Annotated in this window: 17 protein-coding genes; 5 read left to right on the top strand and 12 right to left on the bottom strand. The window is 44.3% G+C overall.

The features are described 5' to 3' along the window. Positions 1–134 precede the first annotated feature (134 nt). Complete coding sequence (locus KD147_RS01215; RefSeq protein WP_212546606.1) at positions 135–617, bottom strand: hypothetical protein; 483 nt, start codon at positions 615–617, stop codon at positions 135–137. Between the two features lie 560 nt (positions 618–1,177). Here KD147_RS01215 and KD147_RS01210 point away from each other — a divergent pair. Beyond that, the gene (locus KD147_RS01210; RefSeq protein ID WP_212546605.1) at positions 1,178–2,659 is read left to right on the top strand and encodes a tetratricopeptide repeat protein; all 1,482 of its coding nucleotides are present in this window, start codon (positions 1,178–1,180) and stop codon (positions 2,657–2,659) included. 638 nt (positions 2,660–3,297) lie between these two features. Further along, on the top strand, positions 3,298–6,147 hold the full coding sequence (locus KD147_RS01205; protein ID WP_212546604.1) for a thrombospondin type 3 repeat-containing protein: 2,850 nt from the start codon (positions 3,298–3,300) through the stop codon (positions 6,145–6,147). Positions 6,148–6,417: 270 nt separating this feature from the next. Here the strand turns inward: KD147_RS01205 and KD147_RS01200 are convergent, their stop codons facing one another. After that, positions 6,418–6,819, bottom strand: a complete 402-nt coding sequence (locus KD147_RS01200; protein ID WP_212546603.1) for a hypothetical protein — start codon at positions 6,817–6,819, stop codon at positions 6,418–6,420. A gap of 302 nt (positions 6,820–7,121) precedes the next feature. Then, positions 7,122–7,556, bottom strand: a complete 435-nt coding sequence (locus tag KD147_RS01195) for a hypothetical protein (protein WP_212546602.1) — start codon at positions 7,554–7,556, stop codon at positions 7,122–7,124. Positions 7,557–7,576: 20 nt separating this feature from the next. On the opposite strand from KD147_RS01195, the gene KD147_RS01190 reads away from it, so the two are divergent. Then, positions 7,577–7,906: a hypothetical protein gene (locus KD147_RS01190; RefSeq protein WP_212546601.1), complete on the top strand. Its 330-nt coding sequence runs from the start codon at positions 7,577–7,579 to the stop codon at positions 7,904–7,906. Between the two features lie 195 nt (positions 7,907–8,101). Here KD147_RS01190 and KD147_RS01185 read toward each other — a convergent pair whose 3' ends face one another. Further along, complete coding sequence (locus KD147_RS01185) at positions 8,102–8,479, bottom strand: hypothetical protein (protein ID WP_212546600.1); 378 nt, start codon at positions 8,477–8,479, stop codon at positions 8,102–8,104. 12 nt (positions 8,480–8,491) lie between these two features. Continuing rightward, positions 8,492–9,226, bottom strand: coding sequence for a hypothetical protein (locus KD147_RS01180; protein WP_212546599.1), 735 nt, complete (start codon positions 9,224–9,226; stop codon positions 8,492–8,494). 88 nt (positions 9,227–9,314) lie between these two features. Between KD147_RS01180 and KD147_RS17040 the strand changes: the two genes are divergently transcribed. Then, on the top strand, positions 9,315–9,557 hold the full coding sequence (locus KD147_RS17040) for a helix-turn-helix domain-containing protein (RefSeq protein WP_105212993.1): 243 nt from the start codon (positions 9,315–9,317) through the stop codon (positions 9,555–9,557). 503 nt (positions 9,558–10,060) lie between these two features. Here KD147_RS17040 and KD147_RS01170 read toward each other — a convergent pair. The 7 genes from KD147_RS01170 to KD147_RS01115 form a co-directional block, all read right to left on the bottom strand. Continuing rightward, positions 10,061–11,260, bottom strand: coding sequence for a S8 family peptidase (locus KD147_RS01170; RefSeq protein ID WP_212546598.1), 1,200 nt, complete (start codon positions 11,258–11,260; stop codon positions 10,061–10,063). Positions 11,261–11,272: 12 nt separating this feature from the next. Beyond that, positions 11,273–11,830, bottom strand: a complete 558-nt coding sequence (locus KD147_RS01165; protein WP_105212995.1) for a hypothetical protein — start codon at positions 11,828–11,830, stop codon at positions 11,273–11,275. A 367-nt stretch (positions 11,831–12,197) separates the two neighbouring features. After that, positions 12,198–12,725: a LuxR C-terminal-related transcriptional regulator gene (locus tag KD147_RS16980; RefSeq protein ID WP_349304666.1), complete on the bottom strand. Its 528-nt coding sequence runs from the start codon at positions 12,723–12,725 to the stop codon at positions 12,198–12,200. 89 nt (positions 12,726–12,814) lie between these two features. Then, entirely contained in the window at positions 12,815–15,259 is a 2,445-nt protein-coding gene (locus KD147_RS16975) for a hybrid sensor histidine kinase/response regulator (protein WP_212546596.1), read from the bottom strand. Between the two features lie 9 nt (positions 15,260–15,268). Further along, positions 15,269–16,366, bottom strand: a complete 1,098-nt coding sequence (locus KD147_RS01150; RefSeq protein WP_212546595.1) for a ligand-binding sensor domain-containing protein — start codon at positions 16,364–16,366, stop codon at positions 15,269–15,271. Positions 16,367–16,693: 327 nt separating this feature from the next. Then, positions 16,694–19,408: a thrombospondin type 3 repeat-containing protein gene (locus tag KD147_RS16760; RefSeq protein WP_249318865.1), complete on the bottom strand. Its 2,715-nt coding sequence runs from the start codon at positions 19,406–19,408 to the stop codon at positions 16,694–16,696. After that, entirely contained in the window at positions 19,405–19,821 is a 417-nt protein-coding gene (locus KD147_RS01115; protein ID WP_212546594.1) for a hypothetical protein, read from the bottom strand. The genes KD147_RS16760 and KD147_RS01115 overlap by 4 nt, the downstream gene beginning before the upstream one ends. Before the next feature lie 307 nt (positions 19,822–20,128). On the opposite strand from KD147_RS01115, the gene KD147_RS01110 reads away from it, so the two are divergent. Further along, entirely contained in the window at positions 20,129–21,238 is a 1,110-nt protein-coding gene (locus KD147_RS01110) for a response regulator transcription factor (protein WP_212546593.1), read from the top strand. Positions 21,239–21,248: the final 10 nt, after the last annotated feature.

Below are 21,248 nucleotides of genomic sequence, written 5' to 3'. Positions count from 1 at the left end.
TGAGTCCCTACAATTAACCTTGTCTGTTGCAGTCTAGCATTGTGTCCTTCAGGCTTAAACCTAACTACCCTATAAATTCAGAATATTTGTAAAGGGTTTATTAGTTCAAGAGCTTCAGCAAAGCATATTGGCCGCTAAAAAATATTATTTTTTGTGGTTTGAGGCGGTTCAATCTCAAAATCATTAAACAACACATTGTCATTAAGGGGAAGTGCGTTCGATGACGCTGCCGACGCCAAATCCATATTCAAGCCCCTAGTATTTTTTACCTCGACCGGAATGACAGCATTTAATTCTAGGGGTTCCTGTTCGCCGTAGCACTCTATCAATTCCGCCAAGCGCTCATCAGGCTCATGGGCGGTTTCGGTAATAAGTTGTCCAACGACAAACTGCAGCGTCCAACGGGTGATATGACTGCCGCTTTCCACAATATTCTTAATCGCTTCACGGATATACAATTCGCTCTCATCGCCAGAAATCATCGGCATTCTGTCAATAATCAGAGTACCGCAATAGTTTAGTGGCAGATTTATATCAGCGTAAAACCAAAAGTTATCAGACATCGGGCTGGCTTGAACGTTATTAAGCGCGGGAGGCTGAATACGCTGGCGTCGCATGGAACGCAATAGCCTGTCCAGGGGAGCATCCATGTCGGGATAAAATTGTGAGTCTGTTGATTGTGCCCGCTCACCTTGAGTTTGCTGAAATAAAAGAGCATCATAGGATCATGATTTGTATACAAACTTAATAAATTCCGGAGCCTGTCTACAAGACAAAAGGACGCGCTATATCCCAATGGAGTATAGCTATTGTAGGAGCCGATCCCATAATCTCTGGGTGAAAACGCACTGCCGCCTATCAGTTGATACCAACAGCCACGAAATTGGGTTGTGTCAGATTGATAATCACTCATTGCATAGTCACAAAAATGGCATTAACGCCGTCACCAAAGTAGCGAGTATAGATGACTCCAGCAGCTAATAGTTAAACTGTCAGGCCATTCAAAGCCATAGCCTAATATTTATTGGCATCTGGCTTACTGCTTAACTGTTTCAAAATATCACGGTGTTGCAAGGCTCCGTATTTCTAATGGCATTTTTACACCTTGTGCTTTAAGATGAGACTTTTGTATTGCCATCGAATCAACGTGAATTGAACATGTAAATGGAGTTTTGCTATGTCCCCTTTTTTTGGTCGCGCGCTTTTACTTTTTCTTATTCTGTTTCCCCACACAGCTTTTGCAAATAATAAATCCGATGAAGGGTTGGTGGATTTTCTCGGTTTTAGTGCATGGGGAGTACCTAAGGATAAGGTAGACCTGCCAGCCTTAAGTGCAAAGGTGGCTATGATTGTCACCGACGATCCTGAGACCCGACAAAAAGTCGCTGATCATTTTGCCCAATGGTTCAGTCAGTATCCCGGTATAGTGTTAGAGGTAAACAACGCTGGGGAATACGAGATTAGTTTTAGTGCCTTGGGCAAGGGGACCTTCGGCGACTTTAATGGGCCGGTAATTGTTGTGGAAGATAGGCTGGGCAGTGAGCGCGAGCCTATTGGTAATTTCTATTTGCTTGAATTGTCTCAGAATAAAGACGACCCTCGTGTTGCCGACGTGGTGATTGCACATGACGCCCTAACTTATTCAACCTGGATAGCCTACGATTTGTATTTTACCAGCAACCCCAGTAAGGCTTTACTGCAAAGGTTTGTATCACCGGCAAAAGTGTCCGATGAAGATTGGGCGATTTTCCAAAGTATTTGGGAGCACGGTGCTCGCGAGGAATGGAAAGAAGTTATGGCCGGCTTCGATATGTTATCTCCGAGCGTCAGGGTATCGCCACTTATGCTAGCGCTTAAATATAAAACCCTCGCGCAGCTTGGGATTGATACTCGCCAAGAGGGCCTAAGAAATTTCGCACTCCAACAACGCCACTATGCAAGTACCGCCAAGACAGTTGAACAAGTCTATGGCGAAAGTATTTATACCGCATTGCGGCTGTTGCCCTGGTATTGGGATGAAAATGACTATCAGAAGATGAGTAAAGCGCTGTCTATTGTTGAAAGCAATTTTGGCCTCACAGAAGAGATTATTCGCCACCTGATAAAATCTTACAGGGAGTCAGGTGATTATCAATCCGCCCTGCGCTACGCCAAAATGCAGCATGAAAACACACCCACTGAGAGAACCTATTCGGACTTGATTAATATACTCATTAGCTCCAAAAATTATGAGCAAGCCTTGGTGTATGCAAAAATGCAGCATGCATACAAACCCACTGAGAAAACCTATTCTGCGTTGGTTAAAATATTAATTGACACCAAAGGTTATGAGCAAGCCTTGGCGTATTCCGAGCAGTACTACAATAAATACAAGGATCAACAGAGCGCTTTCTTAGTTACTCAAGTGCATTCGCTGCTGGGAAATAAAAAGCAGGTCAGGCAATTTCGTCAACTTCTACTTGATGAATATGACATGCACCCGCTGCATATTGATATGATTCTGACCTTAATCAACAAAAACTTTAAAGCATTGGTGAAGTTGCTCGATGAAAATAAGGATCAAATCCCAGTAACGCCCTCAGATTTGGAAAAAGGCTTAATCTTTGAAGACTTTTTGAAATCAAAAGAATATAAAAAATGGGCGGAAAAGTTTGATTGATGTCAGACAATAAAATGGCTTTCTTGTTGGGGAAACCTCAGGGCGTGGGCATACTTTGCTAACTGTTCTTGCGAAAGAGTAGCTCCGCTCTGAAGTTATCTTCAAAACTGCCCCTGACACACTTGCCTCTGATGGAAATTTTGATTTTGGTATGCAACTTAACCATTTTGCGTACCACTCTCCTAGTTAGAGCATATACTACGTTATAGGTAACTGCTCCTAGGTTCCCTGAATCGACACCAATAATTCTCTAACTAAGATTGGAAGTTTTTTTTCCATGAACTATTCTTTGGAAAATCACTCTTCAACTAGTTGTAGTGGGAACTTACATTGCTTATGCCGCCTACTTATCTATGATCATGCTGCCTGCTTGTTGCTAGAAAACCTACTGCACTTCTACTTAAAAGTTGCAAAGCTTAAGGTGCGCACCACACGTATGGATATTGGTTCTTGATACCGAACTATTTACATCAAACCTAGGTACCGCCTCAACGAAGCTTGCTGGCTAATAAAAGACAAGGAGCATAATGAAATAATAATCCTGCTCAAAATATTATTTTTGTGGGATGTGCTTTTATTTTTCTTTCACTCCTTGGGTACCGACATAATCATATGTATTTTTATCCTGGGAGATACCTATGCAACTATCTACTTCTTATTACTCATTGCCTAAGCAGTTGCTTATAGCAATTTTAATACTACTTTTCATACCTAGTACATTCGCATTAACCGCGCTTGAAGGCCAAAAAATCTTAGCTCAAGATGGTGCCTACTTTGATTATTTTGGAAGCTCTATTTCGATTGATGGCAACCTTGCAGTAATTGGTGCTAATCAAAACTGCGCTGCTGGTGAGGATGGCGGGAAAGCTTACATATATCATCGTAATAACGATGGCATCTGGCAATATGAGGCAACCCTTATACCCAACACATTAGAAAGCGCTATCTGCTTCGGACAATCTGTTGCAATATCTGGTCATACGGTTGTAGTTGGAGCCCCATTAGAAACGACTTTGAGATATCAAGATGGAGCAGCTTATGTGTTTATCCGCGATGAGCAAGGTGACTGGATGCTACAGGATAAGCTGTTGGGATTCGCAAGTGGTCGAGCTCAGCAACTGGGTAGTTCTGTCGCTATCCAAGGTAATACCATAGTAGTTGGAGCCCCCCAATATTTATTAGGAAATGGCTCAGGGGCAATAACGGGAGCAGCTTATGTTTATAAAAGAATCGCTGATAGTTGGGAGCTCCCAACAATATTAACCCCTGCTCCAGAAGAACCGCAATTGTCATTTGGTTATGGCGAACGCTCAATTGTGATAGATAACGGGACTATTTTAGTGGGAACATGGAAACTAAATGAGCCAGGTAAAACTACAGTTGGTCCGGGAGGTGTTTATGTGTTTGTTTTGAATGCCTTAAATAATTGGGAATTACAACAAGTTATTGTTCCTCAAGATCTTACTGATTCAAGCTCACTAGGGTTCGGTCACAGTGTGGGGCTAGATGGTGATGTAGCAGTAATAGGGGCACCACTAGATAAAACTATTCGTCAAACTGCAGGGTCTTCCTATATCTACCGTCGTAATGGTGGTATTTGGCAGCATGAGGTTAAACTACTTAGCGAAAATTTTGATGAAACCAGTAATTTTGGTCGCGCTGTGGCAACAGAAAGTGGTGTTGTACTAATTGGTGGTAACACTTTTGGGTCAGTACCAAGAGGAACTGCAGACCTCTATCTTCAAGATGATACTAACCAGTGGCTTAGAATCCAACAGTTACAGCCTTCAGAAACACAAAATTTCGGTACGGCACTAGCTATATCCGGCAATAGTATCATGGGAGCTGATATTTATGATGATACCCAAGCTGGTAACTCTGGTGCTGTTTATGTTTTTGATTTAAAGGAAAGTACTAACGATGACGATGGCGATGGTATTGCGAATGGTGTAGATAATTGTCCAAGCGTAAACAATCCCGACCAAATAGATAGTGACTTCGACGGAATAGGTAATGCCTGTGATGTTGATAACGACAATGACGGACTTAACAACGAGTTGGATAACTGCCCTTTAGTTACAAATTTTGATCAGCTAGATAATGACTTGGATACTATAGGTGATGAGTGCGATCCCGATGACGATAACGATGGCATTATTGATATTAGTGATAACTGTCAATTTGACAGTAATCCAGATCAACTAGATCGGGATAATGATGGGCAAGGCGATCAGTGTGATAATGATGGTGATGGCGATGGTATAGATGATTTAGTCGATAATTGTCCAACTATAATCAACCCAAGTCAGTCTAATAACGATGATGATCTAATGGGTGATCTTTGTGATCCAGATGATGACAACGACAATGTGCTTGATTTAAATGATAATTGCCCCATTACCCCTAATCCTAATCAGGATGACCTTGATAATGATGGTATCGGGGATATCTGTGATATGGATCTGGATGGTGACGGAGTGAATAATTCAAGTGATAACTGTCCAGGCATACCTAACCAATCTCAAAGCGATAGTGATTTTGATGGCAGCGGTAATGCCTGTGATTTAGATGACGATGATGATGGAATCTATGACGACAATGATAATTGTCCTAATGAAGCCAACCAAGATCAATCTGACAATGATAGTGACGCGATAGGAGATGCTTGTGATCCGGACGACGATAACGATGGCATCGTCGATAGCAATGACAATTGTCCTTTGGTGGAAAATTCAAACCAACAGAATAATGATGGTGATGCCATGGGGAACGCCTGTGATTCGGATGATGATAACGATAACATTAACGATGAACTTGATAATTGCCCTTTGATTTCGAATGCTAATCAATCAGATCTTGATAACAATGGTGTTGGGGACCTTTGTGATGAGGATCTTGATGGCGATGGTGTTGCAAACTTAACGGATAATTGCCCCGAAGTTCCTAACAGTGAACAGCTAGATCTAGATAGCGATGGAGTGGGTGATGCTTGTGACTCCGATAAAGATGATGACGGCCACCTTAATGCTCAAGATAATTGCCCCAATATCGCAAACCCAGAGCAATTTGATTTAGACAATGATGGAGTCGGGGATCTTTGTGATTTGGATGATGATAATGACGGCATTGAAGATGAGGCTGATAATTGCCCTGCAGTTTACAATCCAAATCAAATTGATTTTGATAACAATGGGCTCGGTGACGCTTGTGATACAGACGATGATAACGATAGTGTTACCGATTACGTAGATCTATGTCCGCTGACCCCACAGTTTGAGGTCGTTGATCCAACCAATGGATGCTCTATCACCCAGTTGGTCCCTTGTTCAGGGCCCAGAGGTAGCACAGAGCATTGGCGCAACCATGGTCAGTACATATCACTAATATCAGCTGTAACTAATGAGTTCGTTCTCAGAGGTTTAATTGACAAAAGCAGAAGAAAATTTTTGATTTCCAATGCTGCACAATCTTCATGCGGTAAACATTAAAACCTGTTTATTTGTATGTAATATTTAGTAAATGAATGGCAGAAAGCACATCGGCTTTCTGCCATCCTTATCAGTATATTTAACGGTCACATACCTTTCCGTCGCAATACTAAGCCTCAATAAATTAGCAAATTATAGGTAAAGTTACCTCATGTTTTGATTGTTAACTTACAGATTTAAAAATTTCTTTTAGACGAAACAATGTTACACATGAAAGACATAGAGTATTCTAATCCGCCGCTAAAAAGCGACTCTTTCGAGTCGCTTCAATTAGCTATCATCGTTTACAACGATTGCATTCCATCGCCACTGAGCTATTTCAAAAAACAGATCAGGTGGCAGCAGGAAAAATGATTCGAATTCGTCTGCCCAGTGTTCGCAAAACGCCTCTATTTCATCAATATAGAAAAGTAACACAGCGAGCATAGGCACACCCGACAGGTACTGGCTGTCAATATCTGGATGTTCAGCAACCATAGACTTACTGATGCTAATCCCAATTATTCGGCCACATGCATCTCGGTGAGCATAAATATAACGAGAATAGTCTAATGTTAATGCTTCATCGGGCTCACTAACTACGTTAGCTAACCACAGTGATGTTGACGCATCATCAAATGGGCTTTTACTCTCTCGGCTATATTTTTTAACGAATTGAATTTCATGGCTCATTATTTATCTCCTGTTTTGTACTCGAAGATAAAAAGGGCCAACTGAGGGGGAATATAACGATGCCTGCGCTTAAGAAGCAGCCATAAATGCATAAAGCAAAAAGCCACAGCCAAATAAATACAGGCAAATGATTAAGATGTTATAGATTGAGAGTAGTAACTTATGAGAGCCGGAGTTATGAGGCATCGTATGAATCCTTCCATACACCAATGTACATTCCATTAATCATAATTCTAGTTCAAAAACTATGGGCTTCACATAAATTCTGGAGAAGCCTACAAAGACTTCCCCAAAAAAAAACACTACCACTCAAAAGGCAGAGTCAACTGCACCTGCTCATCCTCTTCATCCTCCTCTTCATAAAATTCATCAAAATCTGGTTCAGGAAATTCAAGATGTGCATCGGGGTCAGGAAAGTCTGTCTGGCTATAGTTTGCGAAAATGGCTGTCAGTATTGCCCTAAGTAATGGCAGCTGTTCATATGCAAACCCCTGGTTTGAAAAATGCTTAAAAATCACTTTATCCACATCAAAGTTATCTTCGGTCATGCGCATATCACAAAAGCTGTCATACGCATATCTAAAACCTTCACTGACGGATCTGAGATAACACTCAACTACCGCAGCATTAATGAATCGGTGTTTCATAAATATTCCTTCTGAATTACTGATAACAATACATAGAAACACCAACAGCAAAATTCTCCCGTTGAGGAATTTAGTTACTTCTGAGGACATCAAAAAACTTGGAGGACAAAATGACCTATACAAATGTGATAGAACTGATTCAAGAGCGCCCTGCTCTATCAAATGACGAGGACTTTATTGCGCTGCTAGAGGAAGGTGATGAGTGTATTTACTACGTAAGAAACTACATTGCTCAGGCGGAGTTTATTGTCGTCTCAGAGCAAGTGTTACAACGCTTACCGTCTAAGCTGAGGCCAATTACAAACGTGTTTCTACCAGGGCATTTCTTTGCACTTAAGCAGTACACATCGCAAATACAGAATTATGTTTTAAAAAGCGGACAAATGGCGCATTACTACTACCTTTTTAATGCCCCCATCAAAACACTTTTTGAATCATAACAATCTTTGAGCCAGCTCCTAGCTGGCTTTTTTTATAATGTAATATTCAGCGCAATCCGCTGCAGGTATTTCGAATAGCAACTCTTCGGCACATGCATGACGAATTAAAAACTAATTTTCCGGAAGACCTTACAATAAAAAGGCCACCCAGTCGGATGGCCTGAATTTCAACTGGGTTTAGAAAATTAATCCAGCCTACTGAACTTCCTTCCAACCACTCGCTGTTTCCGCAAAAGTACTTTCAATACTGGTGGAAAAGTTTCCGTAACGCTGTGAGGCAAACACTAAACTAAACTTACACGAATAGTTCCCGTTCCTCTCCTCAACACACTTGTCTACGTCCACATCTTCTACTTGTGAGTACCACAATCTACAACTCTGTTGCCGTGTATAGGAGGCTCGTGAGAGCTCCTCAGCATAGCTTGGACAGCCATCATCCTTGCCTGCCATAGCTTGAAAAGATTTAGACTCTTTTAATTGTGCATTTAAAGCACCTTCAATATCTGAGCTGCCAGGGCCACCACACGCGACCAAAGAAGTACAAAAGCCTACGACCAGTAACTTTTTAATCATTGCCATGATCCTCTAGTCAGCCGTAACAGGAGCTGGAGCAAGGTACCCTTGCGCGTTGAATACTTCACCTGAATCCTGCCATGGGGTGGAGTTCATTTTAGGGTAACCTTCCACAAATTTAACACTACCTCCAGCTTCTTCTTTAATCTTACGCACAACATCTAGAACTGTTTTTTCAGCCCATTCTTCCGGCGAACCGGAAATCGCATATGCCGCCTGGCGCGCTAGGCCGTCCATACCTAAGAAGCCACCACCTTCTTGCTTGGTGTAGTTCGCATAGACGTCCAATGCATACCCTTGCTGGTATTCCCAAAGACATAGGTTAAAAGACATATCAAACGCATTTGATACATTTTTTTGTGCCGTTGCTGTCCACACTGCACCATCACACTCAGCCGTTTTTAGCATATTCCCTAAAGACGCATTCATCTGCATCGCAAAGGCCATCATGCCGCCTGCTTGCCCCATCCCCTTAGTACCGTCAACTGGCTTAAAACGACCAGGTTTTGCAGGCTTTTCTCCCATAACTATTGGACGGGATTCATTTGCAGATTGCACGTTTGCCCCAAGACCGTCACTCGCAGCTTCTACAACCACATCTCGGCCACCCGCTGTTTGAATATCAAAGACGCGGTAAAGCTCAATACTTTTCTGCTTTTCAGTAGATGCATTATTAACCGATGCGCAGCCTGTCATTAATGTAGAGACAACTGCAACTGCCAATGTAGCTAGTCCTTGTGTTTTCATTTATTTCCTCAGTTTCTTTTAGTTTTAATTAATTCGGTCATTTGTCCGAATCTCGGACATTTTAATAAAGATCGTATCGTTTTCAACTATGAAAACAATTTTTGATCCTAATTACAGAAAGTTAATCGGTTGGATGATCGCAGAGCGTAAGTTCAAGGGACTATCACAACCCGAATTAGCAGAAAGGTTATCGCTGCCCTCACACAGCTATATCAGTAAAATAGAAACATTTGAGCGTAAGCTTGATGTAATGGAGTACGTTCGTATATGCGAAGTCCTGGGAATTGATCCAAGGGAAGGCATCGAACTACTAATGAAGAAGTCAAAGTAATATAGAAAACCCACCTTTTGGACAGGCAATTTCAGAAGGGTGTTTTCAACCTCATTAAACAGCTAGCCCTAAAAAGTGCCTTACCACTCTTTGTTAGCTCTACTCGAATAAATCTGATTTTAAATGGGTAAGTAAGATACTTTTTAAAGTAATAATCCAGTTAGAGTCTTCACGAGCATTAACTACACATCCACTACACAAGCAATTCTTCAACCCAGTAAATTAGTGCATTGCACGGGGGTTCAAATCCCCCCAGCTCCACCAATAAAGAAACCCTGTGCTGACAAGCACGGGGTTTTTTATTGCCTAGAATTTGGGTGGTGACAAATTTTCCGGGAGTTCAGGCAATAAAAAAGCTCCTTAAATAAGGAGCTTGAATGAGGTTGGGAACCAGAATTGAACTAGCTGATAAATCCTACTTCCCTGTAAGAAGCTGCGCATCCACCTATTTGCCCGTCAGTCTAATAACTATCGTTAATGAATGCGCAGAATCGGGCAGGCTGTTACTTCACGCCGCGGCCATCACAGTTATTTTCAGTTAAATAATCGTGAGCAGCTTTTGCTTGCACCAGACCATAACCAAATTTGTAATCACGCCCTTGCTCACCTAAGTCTTTAGCCGAGGCAGATAAGGCATTACGAATTTCATAGTTGTTACAGTGCGGGAAATGACTCCATACAAGTGCGGCTACACCCGCTACGTGTGGACTGGCCATCGAGGTGCCAGAATAACTCGCATATAAATCTTGGCCTTCTGCATCTCTTGGGACGGTAGAAACAACCCCGACACCCGGCGCCGCTACTTCAATTTTTGCCGTTCTTTGCGAGAAGAACGCCCATTCCATATTCTTATCGATGGCGGCCACTGACACTACGCTATCATAAGATGCCGGATAATTATGGGTTGCATTTCTGTCATTACCGGCGGCGGCGATGGCTAGCACGCCAGAGCGCTCGATACGGGCGAAAGCTCTCTCTTCTACTTTTGTTGCGAAGGCACCACCGAGACTCATGTTGATTACCTTTGCGCCGGCATCAGCACAGTCGTTAACCGCATCGGCAAGATCAGAGGCATAAACATAACCACCAAAGTCGTCAAATACACGAACAATGTGTAACTCAGGGGCACCTGAACCTATCACGCCAGTCAAGCCGCCATTGCCATCTACACCCGCAATAGTGCCAGCTACGTGAGTACCGTGACCGTGACCATCTTGATACCAAGGACCAGCTCCTTCGCTGTCACCATCTACCGTTGATGAAGGCAGGTCACCGTGGCCTAAGTCATAACCCGTGTCGACCACACACACCTTTATACCGCCTAAATATTTTAACTGGTCAGCCTGTACCATGGCCAAGCCATATGGTGTGTAGTCTTCGAAGTTGGCGCTGGCATCTTCCATTTGCGGTATCGCGTAACGTTTTGCATCAAACTCTGCAGACTTAATGGCCTTATTATCTTTAATTTGTGCGAACACATCAGCGTTGATGGTAGCCGCAAACGAATTGTCGCTGTCCAACTCACGAATAACCAGGCCACCAGCATCCTCGATTGCCGATACCAGCTTAGCTTTATTGCCCTGGTGGTATTCGAACACTACGCGTACATCGCGGTCTGCGGTTGCGCCTGGATTATCAATAAGCTCAGCATTTGCCGAAAAAGCGGTTGCTACCAATAGAGCGATTAAACTTTTATTTTGCATCTGGGGAACTCCTTATTCTTCGTCTTTGTTTTTATCAGGACAGCTGTGTGACTGAATGTTGCCATTCATCGTGCCTAGGTTTGTATAACCGTCATAAGGTCCATCTACCAAGTTCATCGCCGTTACCATACCGTGGAAGTTACCTTTACCTTCACCGGTATCTAAAAAGCACGCAAAACCTGTACCTTCACCTGGCGCTTGCGGATTTTTAGACTCATAACTAAATGACGCTTCGAATTGATCCCCACAGTTACACAAATACACTTCCTCACCCACTTCGAGATCATCTGTTAATTGGCAAAAACCAAAGTCATCTATTTTTGCACGCAGGTTTACACCGCCCACACTTTCAAAATCAATTGCAGTTTGGTCAACAAAATTCACCTGACCCTTAGCATTTTCACCATCACAACGTTCGACGTTAAAAGTGAAAGTTGCTTTTTTGTCGCCACCAGCCGAGGCCATGGTGCCGCCACCTGTCATCTTATGTTCACCTACCAAAGTACAACCCGTTGACAACATACCGGCCAACAGCGCCATTGTGATTACTTTTAGATTTTTTTGGACCATTGAGTCCCCCTATTTGAACTTTATTTTATGAGTCACTACGCTTGAGCTTTATAATCTCAACATTTGTTTATTGTTTGAGAATAAAGCTCATGCGACCTCAGTAAGAATACGGAGCTTAATCCTATAGGTGACACTCCAAACCCTTACTGCTATGGACCCAGTGTACGGGTTTACAAAAAATTAAAATATTGAACAGATAACCCAATTTTCTGAGTCTCTGGACTTAAGTCATTTGACTCAAAAAAAGACGGATAAGAAGCTTAGCTATCTGAATTTTATGAATTAATTGTAATTTAAGAAATAAACATAGAGCGTAGAAGCCGCACTTAAAATGAAGGCGGCCTACGGTAAGGAAATTGAGACGAGATTATTGATTAAGGAGCTGTTGGTACTTAACTGTAGCTTGAGTGCGGTTCTCAACCTCCAGCAGCTTAAATATCGTATAAGCGTGGGAACGAACGGTTTTTTCGGAAATGTTGAGCTGATTGGCGATCGCTTTGTTACTCAGGCCAGAAGCAATCAAAGCCATCACTTTGTGTTGTTGTCGAGTAAATAGGGGTAAATTACCAGAACCTGAGGGCGACTCTAGCTTTTTTGCTATATCAGCTTGATCATCCGCCAAATACTTGGCAATCAATTTTACTATATCTGTGTCAATTTCTGTTTTTGATACAAACTCAGAAGCACCTGCTTTTAGGCACTCATTCATGCTCTGAAAATCATCGTGGGCACTGATAATAATAAGAGGTAATGCGGGGTAGTTATCCGCAATATACTTGGCTCCCTCTATACCGACGCACCCGGGCATTGATAAATCAACAATTGTTAAATCTAGGTCTTCTTCTTTTTCACTTAAAATACGAAATAGTTGCTGGTAGCTATTAGCGCTGTGGATAACAACATCAGGTCATATCGCTTTTATTTTCTGCTCTAGCGCAAAAATAAAAAGGGGGTGGTCATCTGCAATTACAACCTGAAAACGACTCATTGCTTTAAACCTCTGATTAAAAGTTGTTCTAGCTTTTTACACTTTATGGGTTTTTTCATAAAGTAGACACCTGTGTCTTTGCCCAACCGTGACTTAGCGTTGGCGTTACCAGAAACATACACAACAATACCCTGCTCTGTCAGCTTTTGCTGATATTCTTCGAGATAATCTATACCATCTTTTGCCTGTGCTAAATCAACATCTGAGATGATTGCCCAAAACTGCGCCCCAGCCGTGGCGAGTAACTCGTCAGCACCTGTAAAACAATGAACCTCATAATTCATTGCTCTCAAAGTGTTTGCAAGCCAGTTTAATTGTTGCGGGTCATCTTCAACGAGTGCCAGCTTTATCGATGGCGATTGCTGCGTATGTTCAAAGATATCTGTTGGCTTGACTGTTTTAAGCGCCAATTCAAAAATGGCGCCATGGGGCTTAGCGCTGCGATAGTGCAAGGGAATGTTTAACAGCTCGGCAATTTTACTGACCACTGAGAGCCCTAACCCACTGCCCGTGTAGGAATGAGTTCCTCTGGAAAATGGCACTATGTTATCGAGGCAGATCCCTTCGGGTAAGCCGGGGCCATTGTCTTTAACGAGGATATGACACACATCGCCCAAACATGTAGCACTGACACATACCTCTCCATTTTCTGGGGTGTTTTTAATGGCATTATCCACCAGGTTATTTATAAGTCTGAGCAGCAGATGTGAGTCCGTTTGCACGAGTTTATCAGGCGCACTGCTCACTTTTAATACTAGGTTTTTGGATTTACACAAAGGTGAAAACATATTCTCGACGGATTTCAAGATACTGCCCAAGGCAACCTGTTCTTCAACGGGTTCTATGCTCCCTGCATCAAGCTTTGATAGTTGCACAATATTTGCCGTAAGCTGATCCAAGCTCTCTACTACACTTCCCATATGGGCACTACTGGGTATCGCACTCTCTCCCTTCGATGAGCCCCTGAAAACATCAAGTTTCAATAAACTCACCAAGTTTCTAATATCATGGCTGGCTCCTGTAATAAACCTTGCCTTATCCTGCTGTTCCTTTATTCGCAGCCGCTGCTTTTGCTCTAATTCTTCGGTCGTTTGCTTAATTTGATATTGCAGCTCTTTGGTGTAAGCGTCTTGTAAGGTTTTTTGCTTTTCCAGATACTTGAGTCGCTCCAATTTACTGCGCATGACCAGGCTATACACCCAAATAACAAATGCCGTAAAAGTAAATGTATAGAATATTATCGCTGGCGGTTGCAGCCACACTGGCGGTTTAACTTTAAACTGAAATTTAAGCGTATCACTGAGTACACCGTTATCTAAACGAGCTCGAACAAAGAGTTGATATGTACCGGATGATAAGGAGGGCAAAGTCACCAAGGTTTCCTCTTGCCTGGTCCACTCACCCGCTTCTGTGTTTAGCGCATATTCGATAACGGTATTGTCGTTGAGAGACGTAAAACTCAGTGCTGTTTTAAATGCCAATATATCGGGCGCGGTAAATTGCTGCTCTTCGCCATTCATAGTGAAGGGCTCGCCATCAACCTTTGAACTCACCAAACTCAAGTGCGGCCGTGGCTTGCTTAGCAATTTATCGTGAAATACCGTTACCCCATTGAAGCCAACGTTCACAGTGCTGTTATTTATCCTTGTACAACCAAATTGAAAGCTTTCACGATGGCTCAGGCCGTCATCCATGATTAAATAGTCTTGTAGAGAAAGCTTGCTATCAAATATCGCCACGCCATTATTGGTTGATACTATCCAGTCTTCTTGCATATAAGGCGCCATACACAGTGTCACTTTATTGATCAGCAAATGATTGTCTTCAATTTCCGCTTCTTCAAACCCCTGTTCGGTTGCATTTATCCGAAACAAACCCTGACCTGTCAGCATCACCAAGCTATTATCAATCTGTTGCATGCCCGCTAAAATTTTTCCACTGACTAAGGTTTGCCAACTTTCTGGCGCTTGCTCATCGTGCCAATTGGCTGCCAGCAAACCATTGTTGAAAGCTGCAACAAAAATGGTGTTTGCCATCACGGTTACATTGTAGGCAACCTCTACCGGAAGTGAGGTGCGCCATTGAATGAAATACTGATCGCCCCTCTTTTTCATAAGAATCAATTCATCGAGATAGAGAAGCAAGAGGTCGCCCGAGGTGAGTTCGTATATATCCGATAAAGGAGTTTTTTCTTCTGCCAATTCAGGCATCAGCGACCCTAAGCCAAGCCATTGCCCGTTCTCATGGTATAAGGTTCCTGAGTGATACGAGTTTAAAAACAAATGCGAGGAATTATCGATAAAATGGACGGGCTCAAAGCTCTCTGGATAACTTCTGCGCTCAAGTAACCTAAGTTCCCCCTGATCCTCATGAAAATAAAGTAAATTGGAAGACCCTGCCACCACAAGGCGAGGCTCCGGATCAGCTTGAAGAACAGCCACCGACAACGGCTATTCACCGAACATACTGTCAAAATTAGAGTAGCTTGAAATTGCGTCATAGCTCGAAGGAAAGTGGTAGAGCCCATCCATTGCGCCTATCAGTATATCGCCATTATCACTGAGAAACAGGCGAAGAAAACGAAGGCGCTTGATGAAAAGGTTTTTCTGATTATCTGTGGTTAAGACCCGAACATCGCTCAGATCGGCGCTAACAACAAATAAGCCCTCGCTACTTACTATGAAGAGTTGATCCTTATGTGCGACCATCCGACCTGCGGAGGCGACTTGCCCATCCTTGGTGACCAAATTCACCGATTCACATTGATGTTCGTCACATCTGTGTATATTTCCTCCCAAGGAAACAGCCCAAAGAAAATGATTACTATCGACTGTATAACTAATCACCCTGCGCTTATCCGGGGCTGGATAGGCGGGTGTTAATGCAAAGGTTTTAGGCTCAACCCAGCTAAACCCATTCTCTTTTTGTAGTAACACCCGGCCATTAATTTCTATTTGGTTATTCACCGGGCCAAGTGAATCGGGAGCCTTAACAACACTAAAGTTTTTTGTATCTATCAAAACCAGTTGATTATCCGCAAGCACAGCTATGTGCTGGTTATCCCACTGAATTAAACTTTTAAAATCTTGAGCCTGCGGAAGTTCTGGGCTGACATCAACGACTGAAAAATCCACCGTATCCAAACGTTCGATCCCATGGTTTGACAACACCCACAAACCTCTCTTGTTATCGAATAAGAGCTCATGAATGTAACTGCCCTTTAGCCCTCTCTCCATATGCGTGGGACCAAAGGCGATAACTTGATTGGCATCAAGCATATTTAAGCCGTCTTGCGTTGCTATCCACAACCTGGAGAACTGATCAAACTCCATATCTTGTAGCGAGTTGGCGGATAGACCATCTGCCACATTGAAGGTGCTTGCATTGACATGGTGTTGGCGCTCGGCTTTTAAAGTTAAGGCTGCGCTGGCACTAGAGGCAAACCCCAGGCAATAACCGAGCACGACAACAACCAGTAATATATTTGGCCTCAAAATCATGAGGGGAACTCTCCCAAGCACCAGGTAATGCTCGATAGCTTTCATCATAGAACTAGCTTAGTAAATAATAATTAAGGGCGACTGATCCACTGCCACCACCATACATACAAGCTGATAACAACAGAGAGTAATAGAATAACAACACAAAACCTAGCAAGAGCCAAGTAATGAGAAAAACGGAAACCGTGCTTAGCTTTGGGGATTCAAGTTTAAGCTCCCAATAACACCAATAGATAACACCATCAGCTGCCTAACAATGTAGTTTATTGGCTGGAATTCAGGTAGTGACAAATTTGCTTCTGTCTTCTCTCTTATTAAAATAAAGCCGGGCGTATTTACGCACCGGCTTTATTCATTATTGTATGCGGCTAATCACTACTTTTTAGAACCGCAAGAAGAAGCGGCCGCCGCCGACACTATCGCGTCTTTTTCTGCATCCGTGATCAGGCCCATTGCCACGAAGTTTTCTGCTGTTTTCGCTGTGCAGGATACAAACTTACCGTGATTGCGCCATGAGGTTTGTCCCATGGCCCCCTCACAGGGGCAATATTGGGCAATTGAGCAACCGGTTTCGCCGTCAACCACTGCACCTGCGGTATTCGGACACATGTCGTCACCATTGACCACACCGTCATTATCACGATCCGGGTCGCACACATCACCAAGTCCGTCGCCATCGAAGTCAGCCTGATCGGTATTGGCAATGAGTGGGCAGTTATCCGTATCGTCGTACACAGTGTCGTTGTCATCATCCATATCACAGGCATTGCCTAAACCATCGCCATCACTGTCGAGCTGATTCAGATTTTCCACCAAGGGGCAGTTGTCTGTTTCGTCTAGCACGGTGTCGTTGTCATCATCCGGGTCACAGGCATCACCTACGCCATCGTCATCGTTATCCGATTGACTAGAGTTGGCTATCGCTGGGCAGTTATCAACTTCATTGGCTGTGCCGTCACCATCAAAGTCGGCATCACATACATCGCCTTTACCATCGCCATCCAGATCGGATTGATCCGGGTTGCTCATTAAGGGGCAGTTATCCGAGCCATCCAACACACCGTCGTTGTCATCATCGGTATCACAGGCATCGCCACTGTTATCGCCATCGGTGTCATCCTGCGTGGCATTGGCACTAAACGGACAATTGTCTAGGTCATCAGCTACACCGTCATTGTCGTCATCCGGGTCACAGGCATCACCCGCTCCGTCACTATCGTTATCGCTCTGATCAATATTGGCGATAAGTGGACAGTTATCAGCGCTATCCTCAATGGTATCGTTGTCATCATCTGCGTCGCAGGCATCGCCTTCTCCGTCTGCATCATTATCGGCCTGATCCACATTGGCCATAAGCGGGCAATTGTCGCTGTCATTCGCCACCAAGTCGCCGTCTAGGTCGGCATCGCAGGCATCGCCTATACCGTCCATGTCGAGATCTTCCTGCCCAACGTTCGCATTTATGGGACAGTTGTCCACCGTATCCAACACACCGTCGTCGTCGTCATCCGTATCACAGGCATCGCCGGTGCTGTCACCGTCGGTATCCACCTGTTCCGAGTTGGGGATGGCGGGGCAATTATCCAGTTCATTGACAACCGTATCACCGTCCATATCTGCATCACACACATCACCTAAGCCATCATTATCCGCATCAAGCTGATTGCTGTTGGCGCTGTAGGGACAGTTATCTTCCCCATCAAGCAGATTGTCGTTATCGTCGTCATCATCACAAACATCACCCAGGCCGTCTCCGTCGTTATCGGCTTGATCCGCATTGGCCATATCCGGGCAATTGTCCGAGGCATCCAGCACACCATCTTGGTCGCTATCGAGCGACACATCCAGCTCGCGTACAAACACGTCCCAACCCGGTAAGTCGTTATCCGCCAGGTTGGAGGCATAGGAAGAAAATACCAGATAGCGGCCATCGCCGCTCAGGGAAGGTGTATCACTCGTATTGTTTGCCGCAACGCCCGAGTTATTGATGCTGGCCAGCTCTGTCTCGCCGGTTTGCCTGTCATGCAGGTATACCTGAGTACCAAAGGCGCCGGCAACCAGATTGTTACTACCCGAACGAAATGCAATATAACGACCATTGCCACTGAGCGTGGGGAGTACCGAATAGCTATTGCCAAAGGTTCCGTCACTGGCCTTGCTCACCAGTTCTGTGGTGCCGTTGAGCCGGTCACGAACGAACACATCCCAGTTGCTATTGGAGTCATTCGCCACCAGGTTAGTGGCACGGGAAAAAAACGCCACAAAACGGCCATCGTCACTGACCTTTCCTCTGTAGGAACCTAGATTCCCTTCACTGGCATCACTAGCAACACTGATACGTTCGGTCACCCCCAACTGCAGATCCCGAATAAACACATCCAAGGTACCGTTATTATCATTGGTCACCAGATTGTTGGCATAAGATTCGAACACCACAAAGTGCCCGTTACGGCTTATGGCGGGCCAGTAGCAACCACCTACAAAGGCTCCACTCGAATTTATACAAAATGGCTCTTGCGTGGCGTTTTGCCTGTCATACACATAGCCGTCGCTGGTAGCGATAAAGCGACCGTCAACGCTGATAGACGGCGTATCTCCATAGGCGATATAATCGGTTACTCCCGTTTGCCTGTCGTATAAGTAGGTACCAAAGCTTCTGCCCGCTACCAGGTTAGATGCATGAGAGCGATAAACCACGTAACGGCCATCCCCGCTGATGCTGGGGTGAAAACTACTTTCATTGGCCTCACTGCCGTCCGGCGCCAGGTTAATGCGCTTAATAACGTCTGTGTCTCTGTCATAGAGAAAGATATCGATGTAGCCATTGGTGTCATCGGCCACCAGGTTGGTGGCATAAGAAGAAAACACCACATAGCGGCCGTCGTCACTGATGCTTTGCCCGGCAGCATACGCAGAGCTGGTAGCATTGCCCCCAATCCCGGCATCGTTCTGGCTGACCCGCTCGGTGAGCGCCGAGGCACTGAGCGATATCAAGCCCAACAGCGCCAGCGCCGCCATTACCAGCCCAGGCTTTAAACAAGCAAAATAGCGGCAGAAGTTGTACTGAAAGTGTGTATTAAAGCCGTTCATGGTTGCGCCCTCCAGGGTTCGAGCACCTGGCTCACACTGTGCGTGCTACCATCGGCCGCACTAAAGGTGACGCCAATAAACAGGGGCTCGTGCTTTAGTATCTCGGCGGGTAAAAACGCCTGAAACGACCAGCTAAACTCGGTCCTGGCGCCCGGAGCCAGTGTGCCTATATCAATACTAGTTGCCGGTTCGGGTATGGCGGCGCTGAGGTGAGGCGTCAGGCTGATGGCCGTATACTGCTGTTCACCTTGATTACTAACAGTAAGCCGCCATACCAGGGCATGGCTGCCATCGCCATTATCACTGCCGCTAAGCTCAACACTGTCAATGACCAGTGCCTGCCCGGCCACCGCCAACATGGGGACCATTAAAAGCAGGCACATTAGCCTGCTGGTTAAGGTACTGATAGTCATAATGTTTACTCCTATCAATGAAGGTATTATTGAGTAAAGGTGCCAAGGCGGGCGCAATAAGTTACCGCACACCTTGCACCAACACTCGTGAATTTCATCATATGCCGCCTTTGTTTGGAAAACTTGGGAAGCACTTGAACACTTCCCTGTTGGTCTATAAAAAGCTAGGTTCATTCGTGTGAAATTACCCTATCCAAATGGATAGTTCTCACTTTGACGCTACACTTTTTGTATTAGGTATTTTTGCGGAAAATGCAGCTTTCAAGCTTAGGATTAGCATCGTCTGAGAGCGCTAAGGTAATGCACCATGAGCGTTGAAAGAATACTGCCAATTATTGATGCCATTTATGCGGCGGCGACAGACCATCGCCTTTGGCCTAATGCCGCCTTGACGGTACAAAAAGCTATCGGTGGCCACAGCGTAAATTTGGTGTTAGAAAATAAAACCGAGCACACCCTTCCTTTTGTCTACTCAAATGGAGTCAGTCTCGCCGATACCCGATATTACGAAACGCATATTGCCCACCGCGATACCTTTACAGAACAGCTCGAACAAATACCGCCCGGCACTGTGCTATTGACGCAAAACTACTGGAGGGGAGAAAAGTTGCTGAATATTTATTCCTACCGGCACTTTTATCATCAGCTGGGGTACGAGATATTTAATGCCGGCTTGTTTTATAAAGATGAAAATAAGCGAGGCTGGTTGTCGGTGGTTAGAAGCGCAGCAGACCCCTTGTTTTCACACCATGAATTGGCCTTGATGCAAAATCTGTTACCCCACCTTAAACGCGCTTTTATGATAAACAGCAAACTAGCCCGGGCCCGCCAGTGTAGCGATGCACTACTAAGCTCATTGGAGCACGTTTCGGCGGCGACTATCCTACTTTCAAGACATGGGGCATTACTGAAATGCAATAGCAGGGCGCATAAATACTTGTGCTGCAGCCATACAGATAAACAAGGATACAGAGTGCGTTTGCCCAATATAAGGGACACGAATAAACTCAATAAGATGATCCGCTTTGTACTGAATAACACCATGGAGGATGCAATGATGACGTTTTATGAAAACGGCGTTCGCAAGGCTGTATTGTGTTTCCCTTGGCGCACGACAGAGCAACAAATGGATCAGCTTAAGCACCCTGTCGGTTGTATTATCTTTATTCTCTCGCCTCTAAACGACGCATTGCCTGCGCAGCAGTTGACATATACTTTTAACCTAACAAAAGCGGAACTACCCGTTTTACAAAGGCTAATGCAGGGAGACTCGGTAAAACAACTAGCCGAACACCTTTTTATTAGTGAAGCTACAGTGCGATTTCATATTCGCAGCTTGCTCAGAAAATCTGAGTGCCGCAATCAAGTGCAATTAGTTTCTAAAGCCTACGGCCTAATTTCGACCATAATACATTGATAGGCAAAGT

Source organism: Pseudoalteromonas sp. BDTF-M6 (assembly GCF_018334135.1).
Classification (GTDB): Bacteria; Pseudomonadota; Gammaproteobacteria; order Enterobacterales; family Alteromonadaceae; genus Pseudoalteromonas.
The sequence above is the reverse complement of the archived record's forward strand: the minus strand, read 5'-3'. Positions and strand labels throughout refer to the sequence as shown.

Excerpts from the sequence above, each read along its gene's own strand:
- KD147_RS01170 (WP_212546598.1), bottom strand. The coding sequence starts at position 11,260 with ATGCAAAATAAAAGTTTAATCGCTCTATTGGTAGCAACCGCTTTTTCG.
- KD147_RS01210 (WP_212546605.1), top strand. The coding sequence starts at position 1,178 with ATGTCCCCTTTTTTTGGTCGCGCGCTTTTACTTTTTCTTATTCTGTTT.
- KD147_RS01205 (WP_212546604.1), top strand. The coding sequence starts at position 3,298 with ATGCAACTATCTACTTCTTATTACTCATTGCCTAAGCAGTTGCTTATA.
- KD147_RS01110 (WP_212546593.1), top strand. The coding sequence starts at position 20,129 with ATGAGCGTTGAAAGAATACTGCCAATTATTGATGCCATTTATGCGGCG.
- KD147_RS01200 (WP_212546603.1), bottom strand. The coding sequence starts at position 6,819 with ATGAGCCATGAAATTCAATTCGTTAAAAAATATAGCCGAGAGAGTAAA.
- KD147_RS01115 (WP_212546594.1), bottom strand. The coding sequence starts at position 19,821 with ATGACTATCAGTACCTTAACCAGCAGGCTAATGTGCCTGCTTTTAATG.
- KD147_RS01180 (WP_212546599.1), bottom strand. The coding sequence starts at position 9,226 with ATGAAAACACAAGGACTAGCTACATTGGCAGTTGCAGTTGTCTCTACA.
- KD147_RS17040 (WP_105212993.1), top strand. The coding sequence starts at position 9,315 with ATGAAAACAATTTTTGATCCTAATTACAGAAAGTTAATCGGTTGGATG.
- KD147_RS01215 (WP_212546606.1), bottom strand. The coding sequence starts at position 617 with ATGCGACGCCAGCGTATTCAGCCTCCCGCGCTTAATAACGTTCAAGCC.
- KD147_RS01190 (WP_212546601.1), top strand. The coding sequence starts at position 7,577 with ATGACCTATACAAATGTGATAGAACTGATTCAAGAGCGCCCTGCTCTA.
- KD147_RS01185 (WP_212546600.1), bottom strand. The coding sequence starts at position 8,479 with ATGATTAAAAAGTTACTGGTCGTAGGCTTTTGTACTTCTTTGGTCGCG.
- KD147_RS01150 (WP_212546595.1), bottom strand. The coding sequence starts at position 16,366 with ATGATGAAAGCTATCGAGCATTACCTGGTGCTTGGGAGAGTTCCCCTC.
- KD147_RS01165 (WP_105212995.1), bottom strand. The coding sequence starts at position 11,830 with ATGGTCCAAAAAAATCTAAAAGTAATCACAATGGCGCTGTTGGCCGGT.
- KD147_RS16760 (WP_249318865.1), bottom strand. The coding sequence starts at position 19,408 with ATGAACGGCTTTAATACACACTTTCAGTACAACTTCTGCCGCTATTTT.
- KD147_RS01195 (WP_212546602.1), bottom strand. The coding sequence starts at position 7,556 with ATGTCCTCAGAAGTAACTAAATTCCTCAACGGGAGAATTTTGCTGTTG.